The following is a 19833-nucleotide window of genomic DNA, read 5'->3' on the forward strand; positions in this document are numbered from 1 at the left end:
TATCCATGAATGCCAACTGCGCCATCGACTACCGCTATGCCGCCGAACAGGGCGGTGCCGCGCTGTTCGCCCCCGGTGCCGAGCAGAAGTGGCTGTTGCAGTACCTGCCGCTGGTCAAGCGCATCGTCAGCCAGCTGGCGCTGCAGGCCAACCAGGTGCTCGACCGCGAGGATATGGAGCAGATCGGTCTGATGGGACTGCTCGAGTGCCTGCGCCGCTACGGCACGCCGGACGAGCAGTTCGGTCGTTTCGCCGCCTTGCGCATACGTGGCGCGATTCTCGATGAGCTGCGCCGTCAGGACTGGCGGCCGCGTCAGGTGCGCCAGCAGACGCACAAGATTCGCGATGCCATTCGCCAGCTGGCGCGGCAGCTGGGGCGTGTGCCGCAGGAGGAGGAGATCCTCCAGGCGGCCGGGATCAGCGCCAAGGATTACCAGGAGTTTCTCCAGGCCGATGCCTGCGAGGCCATCGAAAGCCTCGATGAACTGCTGCAGAACGGTCACGAGGGTTTCGCCTGTGGCAGCAGCGCGGTCGAGGAACGGGTGCTCAAGGAGCGCCTGCTGACCCAGGCGCTGAGTCAGCTCAGCGAGCGCGAACGGCTGGTGCTGACCCTTTACTACCAACACGAGCTGAGCCTCAAGGAAATCGCCCTGGTGCTGGAGCTGAGCGACGCGCGCGTCTGCCAGCTGAGCAAGCAGGCGATCGCCAAGGCCAGCCGCTACCTGAACGAGAGAGGCTAGGGTGCAGAAGTTATTAGGTGCATTGATCATCGTCGCCTGCGTGCTGGGTGGCTACGTCATGGCTCATGGTGAGCTGGCCATGCTCTGGCAGCCGGCCGAGGTGATCATCATCGTCGGCGCAGGTTTTGGTGCCCTGGTGGTGGCCAACCCCAAGGACGTGCTGCTGGATATGCTGCACCAGATCAAGGGCGTGTTCGTTTACAAGAAGCGTGGCGAGGAGTTCCAGCGCCAGTTGCTGATGATGCTCTACGAGCTGCTGGAGATGGTCGACGTCGGCGGCCTCAAGGTACTTGATGCGCATATCGAGGAACCCGAGCAGAGCGACCTGTTCGGCAAGTACCCGCTGATCCGTCAGGAAAAGAACCTGATGGCCTTCATCGCCGACAACTTCCGCCTGATGGCCATGGGCAAGATCAGCGCGCACGAACTGGAAGGCTTTCTCGAGCAGGAGCTGGAGGCCATGGAGCACGTGCTGATGCAGCCGTCGCGCTCGTTGCACAAGATCGGCGAGGCCATGCCGGGCTTCGGCATCCTCGCGGCGATCCTCGGCATCGTCATCACCATGGGCAACATCGGCGGTTCGGTCGCCGAGATCGGTGCCCACGTGGCGGCGGCGCTGGTCGGCACCTTCCTCGGCATTTTCATGTGCTATTGCGTGATGGACCCGCTGTCGAGCGCCATGGGCCAGCGCATCAAGACCGAGATGTCGGCGCTCGAATGCGTGCGCACCACCCTGGTCGCCCATGTCGCCGGCAAGCCCACGTTGTTGGCAGTGGATGCCGGGCGCAAGCTGATCGAGCAGGACGTCAAACCTGCGTTCAAGCAGCTGGAAATCTGGGTCAACCGTTATGAAGATGAAAGGGACGCCGCATGAAACAGCGCGGTGGTGACGGCCACGAGATCATCGTCAAGCGGCGTGGCAAGAAGGGCGGCCACGACGCGCATGGCGGTGCCTGGAAGGTGGCCTTCGCCGACTTCACCATGGCCATGATGGCGCTGTTCATGGTGCTGTGGATCATCCAGCCGCAGACCCAGGACGCCAGCCGCGCCAACGCCGACATGCTGAATAATCCGCTGGTCGACGGTGGCGCCGGCATTTTCGACGGCACCAGCACCACACCGCTGGAACTCGATGGCGTGCCGGTGCAGGTCGCCCCGCGCCGTGACCCCGAGAACCGCGCGCGCACGCCGCAGGAAGACCCCGGTGCGGCCCTTGGCGAGGGCCAGCCCGGCGAGCCGCGTCGCCCGCACTTTAGCGAGTCGGTGCAGATGCAGGAGCTGGCCACGTTGATGAAGGAGCTGGCCCTGCAGCTCGACGCCGAGGCCAACATCGAAGTGCAGGTGGTGCCTCAGGGCCTGCGTATTCTGATCAAGGACGATGAGCAGCGTTTCATGTTCAATCGCGGCAGTTCCCACCTGAATGCGCATTTCGAAACCCTGCTGCAGCGTCTGGCCGGTATCCTCGGGCGAGTCGACAACCACCTGATCATCAGCGGCCACACCGACTCCATGCCCTATCGCGGCGTGGTCGGCGGCTACAACAACTGGAACCTGTCCGGCGACCGCGCACTGCGCGCGCGCAACGTGCTGGTGGAAGCCGGCCTGCCGACCGGCAACGTGCTGCAGGTCGCGGCCCAGGCAGACGGCATGCCGTTGCTGCCGAACGATCCGGAGAACGGCGCCAATAGGCGTATCGAGCTGCTGTTGCTGACCAGCCAGGCCGAAGGCCTGTATCGCGAGCTGTTCGGCGAGGCTCAGGTGCGCGCCGAGGTACGCGCCGAAGGCGTCCAGCTCAGCCTGCCGGAGTCCTGAGCGGTGGTGCCTCTCGCGCTAGGGATTGCGCCCATGGCAATAGACCTGCCGGGTTTCCAGCGCGTAGAGGCAGCCATCGACGCTGGTCAGGCGAATGGTCGATCCCTTGTGGCGGCCGTAGAGCAGGTTGAACACCAGCTCGTCGTCGATCTCGCTGGCCAGCCCGGTGACCTGACCGTCCTCGACACGCAATCGATAATTGCCGAGGAAGCCATAGTCCACCACGCCCGAGGTTTCCAGAATGCTGTCGCCTTGCCGGGTCATGGCATAGAAGCGACCGTCGTTGACCTGCAGGCTGTGGCTGATGTCCAGTACGCGCCCGTTGCTCAACTGCACCTGGCCGGTGGACAGGTAGCGACCATCGAGTTCGGCGCTGGAGGTGAAGCTAAGCCACAGGGCAAGCATGCCCAGCAGCATCGTCAGAGCCGTGGCGAACATGGTGAGCAACCAGCCGCCGCTGATGCCGCACTGCTTGCTCTTGCTCATGGCAGGCACCTGCTCAACTGGGCGTCGGCCACCTGATTCAGCTGGCTTTCGTGCAGCATCAGCGAGCGCGCGCCACCGTTGGGCTGCAGGCACAGCAGTTCATAGAAGCCTCCATGCAGGCGCAGCACCAGGCTCGCCGGCTTGCTGGCCAGAACCGCAAGCCGGCTGGTCAGGCCATGGGTTTGCAGAATCAACTGTTGCAGACGCTGCGAGTCTTGATCGATGTAGTGAACGTGCAGCGGGCCCAGGTTCATTTCGCTACTGTGCAGATCCTTGGGTTGGCTGATGTTGTACAGCGCCATGAACAGGGCGATGCCAATGAGGCCGAAAATACTCAGCAGAATCAGCCAGGATGTTTGCTGCCGGCTATGGCGGCGCAAAAAGGCGGGTGATGGGGCCGGGGTATCGAGTGGTTCGCTGACTTCGCCAATGTCATCGATGCTCGGCGGATAGACCAGATAGTTGGGGTTGAGCAGATAGCCGCGGCGCGGCAGGGTCTGGATGATTTCCCGGCTTTTCTCGTCGCCCAATATCTGGCGCAAGGTGTAGATCTGCTGGTTGAGGCTGCCCTGGCCGACGACCCGGTCGGCCCAGGCATGATTCATCAGCTCGTCGCGTGACACCACCTCGCCGGGCTCCTGCAACAGGCGTTCGAGCAGGCGGCTACCGGAGTAGCCCAGGTCGATCTTCTCCTCGATACCACTTTTGACCAGGGTCAGCTGATACAGCGCCGGGTAAAAGTGTGCATAGCAATCGCTTCGTCCGGTCCTGATGATCAGACAGGCGATATTGCTTCCCGGCTCGGCGAGCGGCGTTTCGGAGCTGGAATTCATGCGGTCCTTGGGGCGAGCGGTGTTTCCGTTTGGAAAGTCCGGGCGATAAGTGGGTCGGCATTCTGGCGTCAGGAAAATACTGTGGCAAGTCTTGTGCCATAGCTTTGATTGCAGTTGTAGGACAACAATTGAACTCGTTCAAGGCTGATAGCGACCGGGCAGCCAGTTAAGTGGGCACGATCAACGCGAATTGCGAATTGGCTCGATCATTCCGAAATGCTGTTACGGTTGATCGATTGCGGCGACAGATGGCGATGGTCCGATGGACCATGAAGAACGCCCCGCGAGAGCGGGGCGTCGGAGGGTGTGGCGCAATCCGTTGCGCCTAAATGACGCGGGATCAGCCCAGCAGGGACATGACCATGCCCGGCATCTGGCCGGCCTGCTTGAGCATGGAAATGCCGGACTGCATCAGCATGCTGTTCTTGGTCATGTTGGCGCTTTCCTTGGCGAAGTCGGCATCCATGATGCGTCCCTTGGCCATGTCGGTGTTGTCCTTCATGTTGCCCAGGTTGTTGGCGGTGTGGTTCAGGCGGTTGATGTTGGCACCGAACTGGGCACGCAGCGCGCCGATGTCGTCGAGTGCGTCGCTCAGCGTATCGATCATCGCGTTGGCGTTGGTGTTGACCGCAGTATCCGGATCCTGGGTGGTGGCCAGTTCGGTACCCGGAGTTCCAGCGGTGGTGTAGGTATCGGAAATCGCCGCCAGGGAGGTGCCCAGAGCGGTCAGCTTGGTGCTGACGTCCAACTCCAGGGTTTCGGCAGAGCTGGAGCCGATCTGGAAGTTGACTGCAGCGGACAGTTTGCCGTTGGAGCCGTCGACGGTAGTGCCGTTGCTGAACAGGTTCTCGCCGGCATACTTGGTGTTTTTGACGATGTTGGCCATTTCCTTGCCGAGCTCGTCGTATTCGTTCTGCAGGGCGATCAGGTCGGCGCCGCTGTTGGTGGCGTTGGAGGCCTGGGTGGCCAGGTCCTTCATGCGCTGGACGATATCGGTCATCTCGCTGAAGGCGCCTTCGGCGGTCTGCAGCAGGGAGATGGCATCACCGGTGTTGCGCATGGCCACGTCCATGCCGCGCGACTGGGCATTGAGGCGGGTGGCGATCTGCAGGCCGGCGGCATCGTCGGCGGCGCTGTTGATGCGCAGGCCGGTGCCCAGGCGCTGTTGGTTGGTGCCCAGGGCGTTGTTGGTCTTGCCCAGGTTGGTCTGGGTGACCAGCGAGGAGTAGTTGGTATGAATCGAGAGAGCCATAAGAGTATTCCTTCGTGCGTGAACGCCTGGAAGCGGTGCTGTAGGAACAGGGCGACCGTTTTCGCGAATGCCTTAAGGGCGGACGGCGTTTAGTCGTACATGTGGAGTGGCGCAGTCCCTTGCGCCTGGAAAGCCCGTGATCAGCCCAGCAGGGACATGACCATGCCCGGCATCTGGCCGGCTTGCTTGAGCATGGAAATGCCGGACTGCATCAGCATGCTGTTCTTGGTCATGTTGGCGCTTTCCTTGGCGAAGTCGGCATCCATGATGCGACCCTTGGCCATGTCGGTGTTGTCCTTCATGTTGGCCAGGTTGTTGGCGGTGTGGTTCAGGCGGTTGATGTTGGCACCGAAACTGGCACGCATCGCACCGACATCGTCCAGCGCGCCTTCCAGCGCGGTCATCGCCGCACCGGCGTTGGCCGCAGTGTCGAGGGTCAGGGCGGCCACGTCGGTATTGAGCGTGGTGTCCAGGGTGCCCAGATCGGTGCTGACGTCAAAGCTCAGGGTTTCTGCCGAGCTGGAGCCGATCTGGAAGCTGACGGCGGCGGCGAGCTTGGTGGTGAACAGGTTTTCGCCCGCGTATTTGGTGTTGTTGAAGATGTTGGTGATCTCTTTGGCCAACTCGTCGAATTCGGACTGCAGGGAGGTGCGGTCATCGGCAGAGTTGGTGTCGTTCGCCGCTTGGGTGGCCAGATCCTTCATACGCTGCAGGATGTCGGTGGTTTCGTTGAACGCACCTTCGGCGGTTTGCAGCAGGGAGATGGCGTCGCCAGTGTTGCGCATGGCCACGTCCATGCCGCGCGACTGGGCATTGAGGCGGGTGGCGATCTGCAGGCCGGCGGCATCGTCGGCGGCGCTGTTGATGCGCAGGCCGGTGCCCAGGCGCTGTTGGTTGGTGCCCAGGGCGTTGTTGGTCTTGCCCAGGTTGGTCTGGGTAACCAGCGAGGAGTAGTTGGTATGAATCGAGAGAGCCATGAGTGTATTCCTTCGTGCGTGAACGCCTGGAAGCGGTGCTGTAGATACAGGGCGACCGTTTTCTCGAATGCCTTAAGGGCGCTGGCGTTCAGTGGTGAAATGGGTGTGGCGCAGTCCCTTGCGCCGGCTAAGCGCGTGATCAGCCCAGCAGGGACATGACCATGCCCGGCATCTGGCCGGCCTGCTTGAGCATGGAAATGCCGGACTGCATCAGCATGCTGTTCTTGGTCATGTTGGCGCTTTCCTTGGCGAAGTCGGCGTCCATGATGCGACCCTTGGCCATGTCGGTGTTGTCCTTCATGTTGGCCAGGTTGTTGGCGGTGTGGTTCAGGCGGTTGATGTTGGCGCCAAGCTGCGAACGCAGAGTGCCGACGGCGTCCAGAGCGGTTTCCAGCTCGTCCATGGCGCTACCGGCGTTGGTGGCGTCATCGAGGGTCTCGGCCTTGATGGTGGTGATCGCACCGGTAACGGCGGTCAGGTTTGCACTGGCGTTGAACGACAGGGTTTCGGCGCTGCTGGAGCCGATCTGGAAGGTCATTGCAGCGGTCAGCTTGCCACCGGCAGCAAACAGGGCTTCGCCTGCGTACTTGGTGTTGCTGATGATGTTGGTCAGCTCGTTGCCCAGCTCGTCGTACTCGGCCTTCAGCGAGGTACGGTCGTCGTCGCTGTTGGTGTCGTTCGCGGCCTGGGTGGCAAGGTCCTTCATGCGTTGCATGATGTCGGTCATCTCGCTGAAGGCGCCTTCGGCGGTCTGCAGCAGGGAGATGGAATCACCGGTGTTGCGCATGGCCACGTCCATGCCGCGCGACTGAGCGTTGAGGCGGGTGGCGATCTGCAGGCCGGCGGCATCGTCGGCGGCGCTGTTGATGCGCAGGCCGGTGCCCAGGCGCTGCTGGTTGGTGCCCAGGGCGTTGTTGGTTTTGCCCAGGTTGGTCTGAGTGATCAGCGAGGAGTAATTGGTGTGAATCGACAAGGCCATGATCGTAATCCTTCGTGCGGTAGGCGCGGAATGAAGCTGGCTGTGATTGCCTGCTGTAGGTGAAGGGCGACCGGCTTTTGGCGCTGCTTAAATGACGCCGAAGATTTTCCTGCACTGCGCAAAGGTTCGGGCACCTGCCTGGGCCTGTAATGAAAACGGCGACCCGAAGGTCGCCGTTGTCGTATTGCCAAGGCCGATCAGCCGATTTCGATCATCTCGAAATCCATCTTGCCGACGCCGCAGTCGGGGCACAGCCAGTCTTCCGGCACGTCTTCCCAGCGGGTGCCGGGGGCGATGCCGTCATCCGGCCAACCCTGGCTCTCGTCGTAAATCAGTCCACAGACCACGCATTGCCACTTCTTCATATCGACCTCGGGTGAATCTCACGGTGCCGGCAAGCTACCGCAATTGGCGGGATGCGCCAAGCCGGCTGGCGGCAATCGCCGCCAGTCGGTGGGCCAAGCACAGTCGGGTCGTGCGATAGACGACCCGTGTGGCGTCAGCGCGCGGCCATCAGCGGATCGGTCAGCGCCATGCCGTACATCGCCACCAGCGCGATCACACCAGCCATGGTGAGGTAGTACAGCGTCGGCAGAATGGTCTTGCGCAGGGTGATGCCTTCACGGCCGAGCAGACCGACGGTCGCCGAGGCCGCCACCACGTTATGGATGGCGATCATGTTGCCCGCCGCCGCGCCGACCGACTGCAGTGCCACCATCATTGCCCCGGACACACCGAGCAGCTGCGCCGCGTTGAACTGGAACTGCGACAGCATCAGGTTGGACACGGTATTGGAGCCGGCGATGAAGGCGCCGAGCCCGCCCACCGCCGGGGCGAAGAACGGATACACGCCGCCGACGCTATCGGCCACCAACTGCGCCATGGCTACCGGCATCGACACCAGGTCGCTGCCATTGACCCCGGAGTTGATCAGGATACGCACCATGGGGATGGTGAAGATCAATACGAAGCCGGCGCCTAGCAGGGTCTTGCTCGACTCGCCCACCGCCGCCTTGAGCTCGGAAAAACGCATGCGATGGAGGAAGAAGGTCACCAGCACCACCATGCACAGGATGCCGCCCGGCAGGAACAGCGGCTCGATGGTGCCGGACACGCCGGTCTCGCCGAGGATGTCCTTCCAGCCGAAGGTAACGCTCATCAGCGCCGCTTTCACCTCGGGGAAGGTGCGCGAGATCACCAGGAATACCGCCAGCAGCAGGTAGGGCGCCCAGGCCATGGGCACCGAGATCGGCGCCTTGCCTGCCACCTCGTCCAGTCTCATTTCGATCTTGCCCATCCAGTCGGACGGCCAGTCCTTGGGATCGGCGAAGTCCCAGGTGTTCTTGGGCAACAGAAAGCCCGCTTTGGCAGCCGGCACCACGATGGCCAGGCCGACCAGGGCGCCGATCATCGAGGGGAATTCCGGGCCGAGGAACACGCCGGCCGCCATGTACGGCAGGGAGAAGGCGAAGGCGGTGAAGATGGCGAACGGCGCGATGGCCAGGCCTTCCTTCCAGCTCTGATTGCGACCGAAGAAGCGCGTCATGATCATCACCATGATCAGCGGCATCAGCAGGCCGATCAGGCCGTGGGTGATGGCCACCCGCGAATAGATCAGGTGGAAGAAGGTTTCCCAGGTGCTGCCGGTGGCCACCAGTTGCTCGGTGATACCGGTCTTGTCCAGACCGGCGCCGACGCCCACCAGAATTGGCGTACCCACCGCACCGAAGGATACCGGCGTGGATTGCACCATCATCCCCAGCACCACTGCGGCCAGGGCCGGGAAGCCTAGCGCCACCAGCAGCGGCGCGGCCACTGCGGCCGGGGTGCCGAAGCCGGAGGCGCCCTCGATGAAGCAGCCGAACAGCCAGGCGACGATCAGCGCCTGCACGCGGCGGTCCGGGCTGATGTTGGAGAAGCCCCGACGAATCGCCGCGATGCCACCGGAGTGCTTGAGGGTGTTCAGCAGCAGGATCGCGCCGAAGATGATCCACAGGATCGAGGCCGTGAGAATCAGCCCCTGCAGACTGGAGGCAATGACCCGGTTGAGGGACATGTCCCAGGCCAGCAGGCCGATCAGGGCGGTGAGGACGAACACCAGCGGCATCGCGTACTTGGCCGGCCAGCGAAAGCCGATCAGCAGTACACCCGCCAGTACCAGTGGCACGAAGGCCAGGATGGAGAGCAGCGTTTGACTCATGGGTTGGTTCCTTCTTTTTCTTGTGAACCACAGTTTTCCGGGGATACCCGGCGCCACGCATCTGGAAGGGCCGGGCACCACGGCGCCGACCTTTCCGCGAGCCGCGACGGCAGGGATCACCCGCCACCGCGCTCATGCTCGAAAGCCCCGACGGTCAGCGACCGTCAGGGCTTGTTTCGTGGAGGCTTTCGGCTCCGTCCACGATGGTTAGTCTGCTTTTTGTGGGAGGGGCTTTAGCCGCGACCAAACAACTACAAAAAGCTCGCGGCTAAAGCCCCTCCCACTTTGCTTAGGCCTCCTGCTTGAAACGCAGCCGCCAGGCATGCAGCAGCGGCTCGGTATAGCCGGACGGCTGCTCGCGGCCCTTGAACACCAAGTCACTGGCGGCGCGGAAGGCATGGGATTGTTCGAAGTCAGGTGCCATCGGGCGGTAGGCCGGATCGCCAGCATTCTGCCCGTCGACCACCTGTGCCATGCGCTGCAGCGTCTCGCGCACCTGGGCCTCGTTGACCACGCCGTGGTGCAGCCAGTTGGCGATATGCTGAGCCGAAATGCGCAGGGTGGCGCGGTCTTCCATCAGGCCGACGTTGTGGATATCCGGCACCTTGGAGCAGCCGACGCCTTGCTCGACCCAGCGCACTACGTAACCGAGGATGCCCTGGCAGTTGTTGTCCAGCTCCTGCTGGATATCGCTGGCGCCCCACGGCCGCTCGGCGCTGACCGGCACGCTGAGCAGATCGTTCAGCAGGCTGTCGCGCTGGCTGGCCAGGTCGATCAGCTCCAGCTCGCTCTGCACCGCCTGCACGTCGATCTTGTGGTAGTGCAGCGCGTGCAGCACGGCGGCGGTGGGCGACGGCACCCAGGCGGTGTTGGCGCCGGCTTTCGGATGGCCGATCTTCTGCTCCAGCATGGCCGCCATCAGATCCGGCATGGCCCACATGCCCTTGCCGATCTGCGCCTTGCCACGCAGCCCGCAGGCCAGGCCGACCAGCACGTTGTTACGCTCGTAGGCCTGGATCCAGGCGCTGGATTTCATGTCGCCCTTGCGCAGCATGGCACCTGCTTCCATGGCGGTGTGCATTTCGTCGCCGGTGCGGTCGAGGAAGCCGGTGTTGATGAAGGCCACACGCGCGCTGGCGGCCTCGATGCACGCCTTGAGGTTGACGCTGGTGCGCCGCTCCTCATCCATGATGCCCATTTTCAGGGTGTTGGCCGGCACGCCCAGCAGTTGCTCGACGCGACCGAACAGTTCGTTGGCGAAGGCCACTTCGAACGGCCCGTGCATCTTCGGCTTGACGATATAAACGCTACCGGTGCGCGAGTTACCGCGGCGCTGCAGGTCATGCAGGGCGATCAGGCTGGTCACTACCGCATCGAGGATGCCCTCGGGAATTTCCAAGCCTTCACCGTCGATGATCGCCGGGTTGCTCATCAGGTGGCCGACGTTGCGGATGAACAGCAATGAGCGACCGTGCAGGGTCAGTTCGCTGCCATTGGCGGCGGTGTAGACGCGATCGGCATTGAGGCGGCGGGTGATGCGCTTGCCAGCCTTTTCCAGATCTTCGGCCAGATCGCCCTTCATCAGGCCCAGCCAGTTGCGGTAGACCACCACCTTGTCGGCGGCGTCGACGGCAGCGACGGAGTCCTCGCAGTCCATGATGGTGGACAGCGCCGCTTCCATCAGCACGTCCTTCACGCCGGCGGCGTCGGTACGGCCGATGGGGCTGCTGGCGTCGATCTGGATCTCGAAGTGCAGGCCGTTGTTCTTCAGCAGCACGGCGCTCGGCGTGGCAGCCTCGCCCTGGAAGCCAACGAATTTCTCCGGTTGCGCCAGCGAGGTCTGCGCGCCGCTGCTCAGGGTCACCTGCAGTTGGCCGGCGACTACGGCATAGGCACTGGCGTCTGCGTGTGAGCCCTGGGCCAGTGGCGCGGCCTGGTCGAGGAAGGCGCGGGCGAAGGCGATCACCTTGGCGCCGCGCACTTCGTTATAGCCCGGCCCCTTGCTGGCGCCGCCTTCTTCGCTGATCGCATCGGTGCCGTACAGGGCGTCATACAGCGAGCCCCAGCGGGCGTTGGCGGCGTTCAGCGCGTAGCGCGCATTCGTCACCGGCACTACCAGCTGCGGGCCGGCCTGGATGGCGATTTCGCTGTCAACGTTGGCGGTGGTCGCCTTGACCTGCTCCGGCTGCGGCAGCAGATAGCCGATGGAGCCGAGGAAGGCGCGGTAGGCGTTCATGTCGGTGATCGGCCCAGGGTTGGCGCGGTGCCAGGTATCCAGCTCGGTCTGCAGACGGTCGCGCTCGGCCAGTAGGGCACGGTTGCGCGGCGCCAGGTCGTGCACCAGCGCATCGAAACCGCTCCAGAAGGCCGCCGCCTCGATACCGCTGCCGGGCAGCACTTCGCTTTCGATGAATTGCTTGAGCTCGGCGGCTACCTGCAGGCGCTGACATTGCACGCGTTCGGTCATTTTTCTGTTCTCCTGTCTAATCGCTTGCGAGAGGGGCCAGGCGTTGTCTGTTGGAACCCTCTTCCGTCACTTCGTGACACCTTCTCCCGGAGGGAGAAGGTCATCAGTTGGCGGCTGCGCCGCATGTTTAAAGGGCCGCTATTCCTGCCTTGGCCACCTGCGCATCCTGTTCGGCCTTGACTCCGGACACGCCGACGGCACCTACCACCTGGCCATCCACCAGCACCGGTACACCGCCCTCCAGCGAGGTGATCAGCGGCGCGCTGACGAAGGCGGTGCGACCGCCGTTGACCATGTCTTCGTAGCCCTTGGTTTCGCGGCGGCCGATGGCAGCGCTGCGCGCCTTCTCGGTGGCGATGTAGGCGCCGATGGGCGCGCAGCCGTCGAGGCGCTCCAGAGCCAGCGGATGACCGCCGTCGTCGACCACGGCGATGGCCACGGCCCAGCCCTGTTGCTGCGCTTCGTTACGGGCGGCTGCGATGATCTGGCTGACTTCGCTCTGGCTGAGTACGGCTTTGTGTTGCATGGCATACCTCGTGTTCTTGGTTTTTCTCCCCTCTCCCGCATGCGGGAGAAGGTGCTCAGTCGCGTAGCCCGGATTCAATCCGGGAATATCTGGCGCTTTGCCCGGATTGCATCCGGGCTACCGGGCAATCACCGTGGGAGCGGCTTCAGCCGCGATAAAAGCTCGCCGCTAAAGCGCCTCCCACAGGCGGGACTCATTCCTCCGCTTGTGCGTTGCGGTACATCTGTAGCCGTGCGCGTGGCACCGGCTACGCGTGATCAGCCCATCGCCTCCTCGACGATCTCGATCCAGTGGCGCACCGGTGTGCGTCCGGCACCGTCCAGATGGGTCTGGCAGCCAATATTGGCGGTGACGATGGCGTCCGGTTTGCCGCTTTCCAGGGCGTTCAATTTGTTGTCGCGAAGCTGCCGCGACAGTTCTGGCTGGGTCAGCGAATAGGTGCCGGCCGAGCCGCAGCACAGATGACCGTCCGGCACAGCGGTCAGGCCGAAGCCGAGGCGCGTCAGTACGCCTTCAACCGCGCCGCCGAGCTTCTGCGCATGCTGCAGGGTGCAGGGGCAGTGGAAGGCCAGGCGCTGCTCGGCGCGCATTTGCAGCTGTTCCAGCGCCTCGCCCTGCAGCACCTCCACAAGATCCTTGGCCAGGGTGCTGACCCGCGCCGCCTTGGCCGCGTACGCCGGGTCGCTGGCGAGCAGGTGGCCGTAGTCCTTGACGAAAGCGCCGCAGCCGCTGGCGGTCTGCACGATGGCCTCAGTGCCGGCTTGGATGGCCGGCCACCAGGCGTCGATGTTCTGCCGCGCGCGTTGCAACCCGGCTTCCTGGGCGTTGAGGTGGTAGTCCACGGCGCCGCAACAGCCGGCCTCGCGGATCGGCGTGACGCTGATGCCGAGGCGATCCAGCACGCGCGCGGTGGCGGCATTGGTGTTGGGTGACAGCCCCGGTTGCACGCAGCCTTCGAGCATCAGCACGCGGCGGGCATGCTGCTGCGTCGGGCGCGGCTTGGCCGGGCGAACCTCGCGCGGCAGCTTGGCCTTGAGCGCGGCCGGCAGTAGCGGGCGCAGGGCCAGGCCGGTCTGGGTCAGCGTCTTGAACAGCGCCGGTCGTGGCACCACGGCGCGCAGGCCCTGACGCAGCAGGCGCTCGTTCAGCGGCCGCGGCACCGCCTGCTCGACCACTTCGCGGCCGATATCCAGCAAGTTGTGGTATTGCACGCCGGATGGGCAGGTGGTCTCGCAGTTGCGGCAGGTCAGACAGCGATCCAGGTGCTCCTGAGTCTTGGCCGTGACTTCGCCGCCTTCGAGCATCTGCTTGATCAGGTAGATGCGCCCACGCGGGCCGTCCAGCTCGTCGCCGAGTAACTGATAGGTCGGGCAAGTGGCGTTGCAGAAGCCGCAATGCACGCAGGAGCGCAGGATGCGTTCGGCTTCCTCGGCGCGCGGCAGGCGCTTGGCCTGTTCACTCAAATTGGTCTGCACGTCTTATACCTCGGCGTACATGCGGCCAGGGTTGAAGATGCCCTGGGGGTCGAGCTGGTTTTTCAGCTGGCGCTGGTAACGCAGCAGAGGAGCAGCCAGCGGCTGGAAGGGTTGTACCTGGCCGGCGGCGAAGCAGGTGGCGTGGCCGCCGAGCCCCCCCGTCACGCGCTGGATCAGCTCGCCATCGGCGTCGGTTTTCAGCCAGCGCTGCGCGCCGCCCCAGTCGATCAGCTGGCGGCCGGGCAGGTCGAGCAGACCGCTATTGGTCGGCAGCGACAGGCGCCAGAGCGTGCCGCTGGCGCTGAAGAACGGCAGGCGTTGTTCGCGCAGTTCGTGCCAGTAAGCGTTGTCGATCTCTTCGCCACCCAGGCGTTGGCGTGCGGCCAGGACCGAGCCTTCGCCGCCCTCAAGGCGCAGGTGAAGCGCGACACCGTCATGGCTGGCGGCGCTGATCGGCAATGGCTGCTGGCCCCATTCGGCAAGCTTGTTGAGCGCGTCGCGAGCACTCATGTCCAGGCGCAGGCTGAGCACCTGGCGCGGTTTGGGCAGCACCTTGATCGAGACTTCGGCGAGCAGGCCAAGGCAACCGAAGCTGCCGGCCATCAGGCGCGACAGGTCGTAGCCGGCGACGTTCTTCATCACCTCGCCGCCGAAGCGCAGCAGCTTGCCCTGGCCGGTGATCACCCGGGTGCCGAGCACCTGATCGCGCACCGAACCGGCCCAGGGCCGACGCGGGCCGGACAGCCCGGCTGCGACCATGCCGCCCAGGGTGGCGCCATCGCCCAGGTGCGGCGGTTCGCACGGCAGCATCTGGTTGTTGGCCTCCAGCGCCGCTTCGATTTCTGTAAGTGGTGTGCCGGCGCGGGCGGTGAGCACCAGTTCGGTGGCGTCGTAGCTGACGATGCCGCGGTGCATGCGGGTATCCAGCACTTCGCCGGTGGTGGCGCGGCCCAGATGGGCCTTGCTGCCGCTGCCCTGGATGCGCAACGCCGTGGCGCTGTTGAGCGCGTGGTTGACCTGTTCCAGCAGCGCGGCGCTGGCATCGAAATCATGCTGCATCAGAAGCGCTCCAGTTCCGGGAAGGGCAGTTGGCCGTGGTGCACGTGCATGGCACCGAACTCGGCGCAGCGGTGCAGGGTGGGGATGTTCTTGCCCGGGTTGAGCAGGCCGCTGGGGTCGAACGCCGCCTTTACCGCGTGGAACAGGGTGATCTCGTCGCTGTTGAACTGCGCGCACATCTGATTGATCTTCTCGCGGCCGACTCCGTGCTCGCCGGTGATGCTGCCGCCGACCTTGACGCAGAGTTCGAGGATCTTGCCGCCGATGGCCTCGGCGCGCTCCAGCTCGCCCGGTACGTTGGCATCGAAGAGGATCAGCGGGTGCATGTTGCCGTCGCCGGCGTGGAACACGTTGGCCACGCGCAGGCCGTACTCTTCGGACAATTCGGCGATGCCGCGCAGCACGCCAGGCAGCTCGCGGCGCGGGATGGTGCCGTCCATGCAGTAGTAGTCCGGCGAGATGCGCCCGACCGCGGGGAAGGCGTTCTTGCGCCCGGCCCAGAATTTCACCCGCTCGGCTTCGTCGCGGGCCTGGCGCACTTCGGTGGCGCCGGCCTGTTCCAGCACCTCACGCACGCGCTCGCAGTCGTCGGCGACGTCGGCTTCGACGCCGTCCAGCTCGCAGAGCAGGATGGCTTCGGCCTCCACCGGGTAGCCGGCATGGATGAAATCTTCGGCGGCGCGGATCGCCAGGTTGTCCATCATCTCCAGGCCGCCGGGGATGATGCCGGCAGCGATGATGTCACCCACCGCGCGGCCGGCCTTTTCCACCGAGTCGAAGGCAGCCAGCAGTACCTTGGCCACCTGCGGCTTGGGCAGCAGCTTGACCGTCACCTCGGTGACGATGCCGAGCATGCCCTCGGAGCCGGTGAACAGCGCCAGCAGGTCGAAACCCGGCGCGTCCAGGGCGTCGCTGCCGAGGGTCATGAACTCGCCTTCGACGGTGAGGATGTCCACCTTGAGCAGGTTGTGCACGGTCAGGCCGTACTTCAGGCAATGCACGCCACCGGCGTTTTCGGCGACATTGCCGCCGATAGAGCAGGCAATCTGAGAGGAGGGATCAGGGGCGTAATACAGGTCGAACGGCGCGGCGGCCTGGGAGATCGCCAGGTTGCGCACGCCGGGCTGTACCCGGGCGAAGCGGCCTTCGCGGTTGATCTCGAGAATCTGGTTGAAGCGTGCCATCACCAGCAGGATGCCCTTCTCCAGCGGCAGCGCACCGCCGGACAGGCCGGTGCCGGCACCGCGCGCCACGACCGGCACGCCACGGGCGTGGCAGAGCTTGAGCAGCTGTTGCACTTGCTCGATGCGCTCGGGCAGCACCACCAGCATGGGTGTGGTGCGGTAGGCGGACAGGCCATCGCACTCATAGGGCTTCAGGTCTTCGACGGTATGCAGGATGTCGAGGTCGGGCAGACACTGGCGCAGCTCGGTCAGCAGCGCGGCCTTGTCGACCTTGGGCAGCGCGCCGTCGACGCGCTCGTCGTACAGAATGCTCATGGCAGGCTCAATCGTGAACGTTGTTTTTATAAGCGGTCGTGCCGCGACCATGGCCCGTATGTTTAGGTCGCCTGAATTTTTACGTCGTCTTTATCGCTGGTAGGACCAGTTTCTTTCGTCAACCTTTCGCACAAGGCTGCTCAAAGTGCTTATTCTCATAGGCGTTGAACATGGCTTTCGGATGAGGCGCGTATGCTCGTGCCAGCTGGTACGACCAGTTGCAGGGAGGGTTGAAATGGATACGAATCAGGCTGTCGCAAGACGGCAGGTCAGCGACGTGGTGGCCGAGCGCATCGAGCGGCTGATCGTCGATGGCGTACTCAAGGTGGGCCAGCCGCTACCCTCGGAGCGGCGCCTGTGCGAGAAGCTGGGCATTTCCCGTTCGGCGCTGCGTGAAGGGCTGAAGGTCCTGCGTGGGCGCGGCATCATCGACACTGCGCAGGGGCGTGATTCACGGGTGGCCAAGCTTAGCGGCGAGCGCGACGCCAGCCCGCTGATGCACCTGTTCGGCTCGCAACCGCGCACCCTGTACGACCTGCTGGAAGTGCGCGGCCTGCTAGAGGGCGAGTCGGCGCGCCTGGCGGCGCTGCGTGGCACCGACGCGGACTTCGTCCTGCTGACCCGGCGCTACGAGGAAATGCTCGCGGCCCACGCGCAGGAGCATCCGGTCGACCCACGCGAACACGCACGCCTCGATCACGCCTTCCACCTGGCCATCTGCGAGGCGTCGCACAACCCGGTGCTGGTGCACACTTTGCAGTCGCTGACCGACCTGATGCTCAGCACCGTGTTCGCCTCGGTGAACAACCTCTACCACCGCCCGGCGCAGAAGCGGCAGATCGACCGCCAGCACTCGCGCCTGTACCACGCGGTGATCGAACGCCTGCCGGAACAGGCCCAGCGTGCGGCGCGCGACCATATCAACAGCATCCGTGACAACCTGCAGGAGATCGAGCAGGAAGAGCAGCGCCTGGTGCGTGCGACCATGCGCCTGGAGGGCTGGGCGTAGGGCGGGTGAAACCCGCCGGTCAATGGTGGCGGGTTGCACCCGCCCTACGTATTTGTGGGAGGGGCTTTAGCCGCGACCCGCCAGCCCCGCTCGCCACGCAAGTGCCTCCCACGTGGCGTGACACCCTACCTGAAGGTGCTGGTGACCACGCCATCTTCCACCACCTGCGCCTCGATCACCTTCTGGCTACCAAGGTTGCGCACGCGGATCACCTCGCCTTCGCGGCCATTGGCCAGCGCCTCTCCGGTGGCCGAGGCGGAAATGCCGTCCTGGCTGGCGATGATGGTGACCTGCTGGCCGCGGCGAATCAGCAGCGGTGCGGTGAGCAGGTTCGGCGCGATCAGCTGGCCGGCGCGCACGCGGCGTTTGGCGCCCTGGCCGACCACCTCATCGAGGTTGTTGTAGAAACCGCGCGATACCTTGCCGATGTTCACATCCTGCAATTGCAGCTGTTCGGCGCTGATGGTCTGGCCGCGTTCGATCACCCGCGCAGCATGTACCACCGGCAGGAAGACGTTGGCCTGCACTAGGGCGGTGATGCTCCAGCCGGGGGTGTCCGGGCAGCTCAGCTCCAGGCGCTGGCGCGCCAGCGCCGAGGGATCATCGCTGGGGACCATCACGCTCAGGGCCTGGGCGCAGACCGGCAGTCGTTCCGCGCTGCCCACCAGCGTTGTATCGAGGCTGTGGCGCTGGCCTTGCCAGGCCTGGCGTTTGGCCTCCTCGGCAAGCTTCTGCTGCATATGCGTAGCGATGGCCTGGTCGATCTGGCCGGCGGCGTCGGCCTGCGCGCGTGCCGTATCCGCAGGCAGTGCGGCGAAGAGGAAGAGCACTGACGCCAAGGCGGAAAAAGCCTTTCCGCTTTTCCCTCCGGCGATGCGGCGATGCGGAAAAAGGGCGACGCGAAAGGCGCCGGCGGTTCTCAAGAATCCCTGATAAATCAATGTAATACGGCTCTCTTATGGGTTGGGCACGCTTTGTGCTCAAGGCACCTGGGCACAACCTTGGGTTAAGGGTACCGGTGAATGAGTATACGGATTGATGACGTGGTGGGCCTGCATTCGCGAGCCATCGAACTGCGTATGCAGCGCAGCGAGATTCTCGCCGCCAACCTGGCCAACGAAGACACGCCGGGCTTTCTCGCCCGCGACATCGATTTTGCTGGCGAGATGCAGCGGCTCGACCCACAGCAGGCGTTCAGCGCCAGCACTGCCGATCTCAAGTACCGCGTGCCGACCCAGCCGTCGCAGGACGGCAACAGCGTCGAGCTGAGTGTGGAACAGGCCGCGTTCTCCAAGAACAGCATGGACTTCCAGACCAGCCTGACCTTTCTCAGCATGAAATTCCGCGGCCTGAAACAGGCCATCGAGGGACGCTGACCATGGCTTTCGATTCCATCTACCGCATCGCCGGTTCATCGATGAACGCGCAGACCGTGCGCCTCAACACCGTGGCCAGCAACCTGGCCAACGCCGACTCGGCCGCGGCCAGTGCCGAGGACGTGTATCAGGCACGCAAGCCGGTGTTCGCTGCCGTCTACAACAACGACCAGCTGACCCGCAGCGTGGGCATGGGCGGCGCCCATGTGCAGGTGCTCGACGTGGTCACCGCCGGCCGCGAGCCGGTGCGCCGCTACGAGCCGGACAACCCGCTGGCCGATGACAAGGGCTACGTGTTCTACGCCGACATCGATCAGATCGAGGAAATGACCGACATGATGTCGGCCACCCGCAGCTTCGAGACCAGCGTCGAGGTGCTCAATCGCCTGAAAAGCATGCAGCAGGGCCTGCTCAAGCTCGGAGAATCCTGATGGCCACGGTCAGCAACAATAGCCAGAACAATCCCGCTTACAGCATCGACGAAGCGGTGAAGCAGTCGGTCAACGTCAGCGACGCGACCCAGCTGGAAAACAACTTCCTCACCCTGATGGTCGCGCAGATCCAGAACCAGGACCCGACCAAACCGGTGGACAGCACCGAGTTCCTCAACCAGTTCGCCGCCATGAGCCAGGTCAAGAGCCTGGAGAACATGGCCTCGCTGAGCAAGAGCAACCTGGTGCTGCTGGACAACCTGCAGACCCTCACCGCTGCCGGCCTGGCCGGCCAGGAAGTCAAGGTTGCCACCGAGCAGCTGGAGCTGGATGCAGACAAGGTCAAAGGCGAGGTCAATCTCGAGCACGCCGCCGGCAAGCTGGCCCTGGTAGTCACCGACAGCAACGGCGTGAAGAAGGAAATCGACCTGGGTTCCCAGGCGCCGGGCCGCGTGCCCTTCGAGCTGGACCCCAAGGCCCTTGGCCTGGCGCCAGGCCGCTACAAGGTCGAGGTCAAGAGCGACAGTGGCGAGTACCCGAAAGTCGAAGTGGCCGGCCGCGTCACCCAGGTGCGCGTGAGTGCCGAGGGGCCGGTGCTGGACGTCGTCGGCATCGGCTCCGTGCCCTTTTACAACATCACCGAATTCGGCCAGACGCAGACTGCCGGTCTGCTCTGAACCCACCCAGTCGTTAATTCAAAGGTCCAGTCGCC

At 64.2% G+C, this 19833-nt stretch carries 20 protein-coding genes; 7 read left to right on the top strand and 13 right to left on the bottom strand.

Annotated features, from left to right (window positions below; genetic code table 11):
- The first annotated feature begins 5 nt into the window (after window positions 1-5).
- The 3 genes from P3C50_RS14735 to P3C50_RS14745 are packed head-to-tail and all read left to right on the top strand — an operon-like array spanning window position 6 to window position 2552.
- Window positions 6-740, top strand: coding sequence for a FliA/WhiG family RNA polymerase sigma factor (locus P3C50_RS14735; RefSeq protein ID WP_197857718.1), 735 nt, complete (start codon window positions 6-8; stop codon window positions 738-740).
- 1 nt (window position 741) lies between these two features.
- The gene (gene motA, locus P3C50_RS14740) at window positions 742-1614 is read left to right on the top strand and encodes a flagellar motor stator protein MotA (RefSeq protein WP_197857719.1); all 873 of its coding nucleotides are present in this window, start codon (window positions 742-744) and stop codon (window positions 1612-1614) included.
- On the top strand, window positions 1611-2552 hold the full coding sequence (locus P3C50_RS14745; protein ID WP_197857720.1) for a flagellar motor protein MotB: 942 nt from the start codon (window positions 1611-1613) through the stop codon (window positions 2550-2552). The genes motA and P3C50_RS14745 overlap by 4 nt, the downstream gene beginning before the upstream one ends.
- Before the next feature lie 18 nt (window positions 2553-2570).
- Here P3C50_RS14745 and P3C50_RS14750 read toward each other — a convergent pair whose 3' ends face one another.
- The 12 genes from P3C50_RS14750 to glcD all read right to left on the bottom strand — a co-directional run bounded on the left by P3C50_RS14750 (window position 2571) and on the right by glcD (window position 16305).
- Window positions 2571-3038, bottom strand: coding sequence for a hypothetical protein (locus tag P3C50_RS14750; RefSeq protein WP_197857721.1), 468 nt, complete (start codon window positions 3036-3038; stop codon window positions 2571-2573).
- Window positions 3035-3871, bottom strand: a complete 837-nt coding sequence (locus P3C50_RS14755) for a winged helix-turn-helix domain-containing protein (protein WP_275546586.1) — start codon at window positions 3869-3871, stop codon at window positions 3035-3037. The genes P3C50_RS14750 and P3C50_RS14755 overlap by 4 nt, the downstream gene beginning before the upstream one ends.
- Before the next feature lie 340 nt (window positions 3872-4211).
- Window positions 4212-5123: a lateral flagellin LafA gene (lafA, locus tag P3C50_RS14760; protein ID WP_197857723.1), complete on the bottom strand. Its 912-nt coding sequence runs from the start codon at window positions 5121-5123 to the stop codon at window positions 4212-4214.
- Between the two features lie 140 nt (window positions 5124-5263).
- Window positions 5264-6100 carry a lateral flagellin LafA gene (lafA, locus tag P3C50_RS14765; RefSeq protein ID WP_197857724.1) on the bottom strand — a complete coding sequence of 279 codons (837 nt, stop codon included), beginning with the start codon at window positions 6098-6100 and terminating at the stop codon, window positions 5264-5266.
- 139 nt (window positions 6101-6239) lie between these two features.
- Window positions 6240-7079 (bottom strand): lateral flagellin LafA, encoded by an 840-nt coding sequence (lafA, locus tag P3C50_RS14770; RefSeq protein WP_197857725.1) that lies wholly within the window; start codon window positions 7077-7079, stop codon window positions 6240-6242.
- Between the two features lie 197 nt (window positions 7080-7276).
- Window positions 7277-7444, bottom strand: a complete 168-nt coding sequence (locus P3C50_RS14775; protein ID WP_003242223.1) for a rubredoxin — start codon at window positions 7442-7444, stop codon at window positions 7277-7279.
- 134 nt (window positions 7445-7578) lie between these two features.
- Entirely contained in the window at window positions 7579-9279 is a 1701-nt protein-coding gene (locus P3C50_RS14780; protein ID WP_197857726.1) for an L-lactate permease, read from the bottom strand.
- Window positions 9280-9568: 289 nt separating this feature from the next.
- Entirely contained in the window at window positions 9569-11746 is a 2178-nt protein-coding gene (locus P3C50_RS14785; RefSeq protein WP_275546588.1) for a malate synthase G, read from the bottom strand.
- A 127-nt stretch (window positions 11747-11873) separates the two neighbouring features.
- Complete coding sequence (locus tag P3C50_RS14790; protein ID WP_275546589.1) at window positions 11874-12272, bottom strand: heme-binding protein; 399 nt, start codon at window positions 12270-12272, stop codon at window positions 11874-11876.
- 257 nt (window positions 12273-12529) lie between these two features.
- A complete protein-coding gene (gene glcF / locus P3C50_RS14795; RefSeq protein ID WP_275546590.1) occupies window positions 12530-13747 on the bottom strand; it encodes a glycolate oxidase subunit GlcF in 1218 nt (405 codons plus the stop codon).
- Between the two features lie 3 nt (window positions 13748-13750).
- Window positions 13751-14806, bottom strand: a complete 1056-nt coding sequence (gene glcE / locus P3C50_RS14800) for a glycolate oxidase subunit GlcE (RefSeq protein WP_275546591.1) — start codon at window positions 14804-14806, stop codon at window positions 13751-13753.
- A complete protein-coding gene (gene glcD, locus P3C50_RS14805) occupies window positions 14806-16305 on the bottom strand; it encodes a glycolate oxidase subunit GlcD (protein ID WP_275546592.1) in 1500 nt (499 codons plus the stop codon). Before glcD ends, glcE begins: the two co-directional genes overlap by 1 nt.
- A gap of 235 nt (window positions 16306-16540) precedes the next feature.
- On the opposite strand from glcD, the gene glcC reads away from it, so the two are divergent.
- Complete coding sequence (glcC, locus tag P3C50_RS14810) at window positions 16541-17314, top strand: transcriptional regulator GlcC (protein WP_275546593.1); 774 nt, start codon at window positions 16541-16543, stop codon at window positions 17312-17314.
- Between the two features lie 125 nt (window positions 17315-17439).
- Here the strand turns inward: glcC and flgA are convergent, their stop codons facing one another.
- Window positions 17440-18144: a flagellar basal body P-ring formation chaperone FlgA gene (gene flgA / locus P3C50_RS14815; RefSeq protein WP_275546621.1), complete on the bottom strand. Its 705-nt coding sequence runs from the start codon at window positions 18142-18144 to the stop codon at window positions 17440-17442.
- Between the two features lie 192 nt (window positions 18145-18336).
- Between flgA and flgB the strand changes: the two genes are divergently transcribed.
- From flgB to flgD, 3 genes are read left to right on the top strand one after another with little or no spacing between them, the layout of a single operon-like run.
- The gene (gene flgB / locus P3C50_RS14820) at window positions 18337-18690 is read left to right on the top strand and encodes a flagellar basal body rod protein FlgB (RefSeq protein ID WP_197857734.1); all 354 of its coding nucleotides are present in this window, start codon (window positions 18337-18339) and stop codon (window positions 18688-18690) included.
- Between the two features lie 2 nt (window positions 18691-18692).
- Window positions 18693-19121, top strand: coding sequence for a flagellar basal body rod protein FlgC (gene flgC, locus P3C50_RS14825; protein ID WP_161864085.1), 429 nt, complete (start codon window positions 18693-18695; stop codon window positions 19119-19121).
- Entirely contained in the window at window positions 19121-19798 is a 678-nt protein-coding gene (gene flgD, locus P3C50_RS14830; RefSeq protein ID WP_275546594.1) for a flagellar hook assembly protein FlgD, read from the top strand. Before flgC ends, flgD begins: the two co-directional genes overlap by 1 nt.
- Window positions 19799-19833: the final 35 nt, after the last annotated feature.

The organism is Pseudomonas sp. Marseille-Q0931, from assembly GCF_940789645.1.
In the GTDB taxonomy this organism is placed as follows: Bacteria; Pseudomonadota; Gammaproteobacteria; order Pseudomonadales; family Pseudomonadaceae; genus Aquipseudomonas.

Excerpts from the sequence above, each read along its gene's own strand:
- P3C50_RS14735 (WP_197857718.1), top strand. The coding sequence starts at position 6 with ATGAATGCCAACTGCGCCATCGACTACCGCTATGCCGCCGAACAGGGC.
- P3C50_RS14745 (WP_197857720.1), top strand. The coding sequence starts at position 1,611 with ATGAAACAGCGCGGTGGTGACGGCCACGAGATCATCGTCAAGCGGCGT.
- P3C50_RS14750 (WP_197857721.1), bottom strand. The coding sequence starts at position 3,038 with ATGAGCAAGAGCAAGCAGTGCGGCATCAGCGGCGGCTGGTTGCTCACC.
- P3C50_RS14755 (WP_275546586.1), bottom strand. The coding sequence starts at position 3,871 with ATGAATTCCAGCTCCGAAACGCCGCTCGCCGAGCCGGGAAGCAATATC.
- lafA (WP_197857723.1), bottom strand. The coding sequence starts at position 5,123 with ATGGCTCTCTCGATTCATACCAACTACTCCTCGCTGGTCACCCAGACC.
- lafA (WP_197857724.1), bottom strand. The coding sequence starts at position 6,100 with ATGGCTCTCTCGATTCATACCAACTACTCCTCGCTGGTTACCCAGACC.
- lafA (WP_197857725.1), bottom strand. The coding sequence starts at position 7,079 with ATGGCCTTGTCGATTCACACCAATTACTCCTCGCTGATCACTCAGACC.
- P3C50_RS14775 (WP_003242223.1), bottom strand. The coding sequence starts at position 7,444 with ATGAAGAAGTGGCAATGCGTGGTCTGTGGACTGATTTACGACGAGAGC.
- P3C50_RS14780 (WP_197857726.1), bottom strand. The coding sequence starts at position 9,279 with ATGAGTCAAACGCTGCTCTCCATCCTGGCCTTCGTGCCACTGGTACTG.
- P3C50_RS14785 (WP_275546588.1), bottom strand. The coding sequence starts at position 11,746 with ATGACCGAACGCGTGCAATGTCAGCGCCTGCAGGTAGCCGCCGAGCTC.
- P3C50_RS14790 (WP_275546589.1), bottom strand. The coding sequence starts at position 12,272 with ATGCAACACAAAGCCGTACTCAGCCAGAGCGAAGTCAGCCAGATCATC.
- glcE (WP_275546591.1), bottom strand. The coding sequence starts at position 14,806 with ATGCAGCATGATTTCGATGCCAGCGCCGCGCTGCTGGAACAGGTCAAC.
- glcD (WP_275546592.1), bottom strand. The coding sequence starts at position 16,305 with ATGAGCATTCTGTACGACGAGCGCGTCGACGGCGCGCTGCCCAAGGTC.
- glcC (WP_275546593.1), top strand. The coding sequence starts at position 16,541 with ATGGATACGAATCAGGCTGTCGCAAGACGGCAGGTCAGCGACGTGGTG.
- flgB (WP_197857734.1), top strand. The coding sequence starts at position 18,337 with ATGAGTATACGGATTGATGACGTGGTGGGCCTGCATTCGCGAGCCATC.
- flgC (WP_161864085.1), top strand. The coding sequence starts at position 18,693 with ATGGCTTTCGATTCCATCTACCGCATCGCCGGTTCATCGATGAACGCG.
- flgD (WP_275546594.1), top strand. The coding sequence starts at position 19,121 with ATGGCCACGGTCAGCAACAATAGCCAGAACAATCCCGCTTACAGCATC.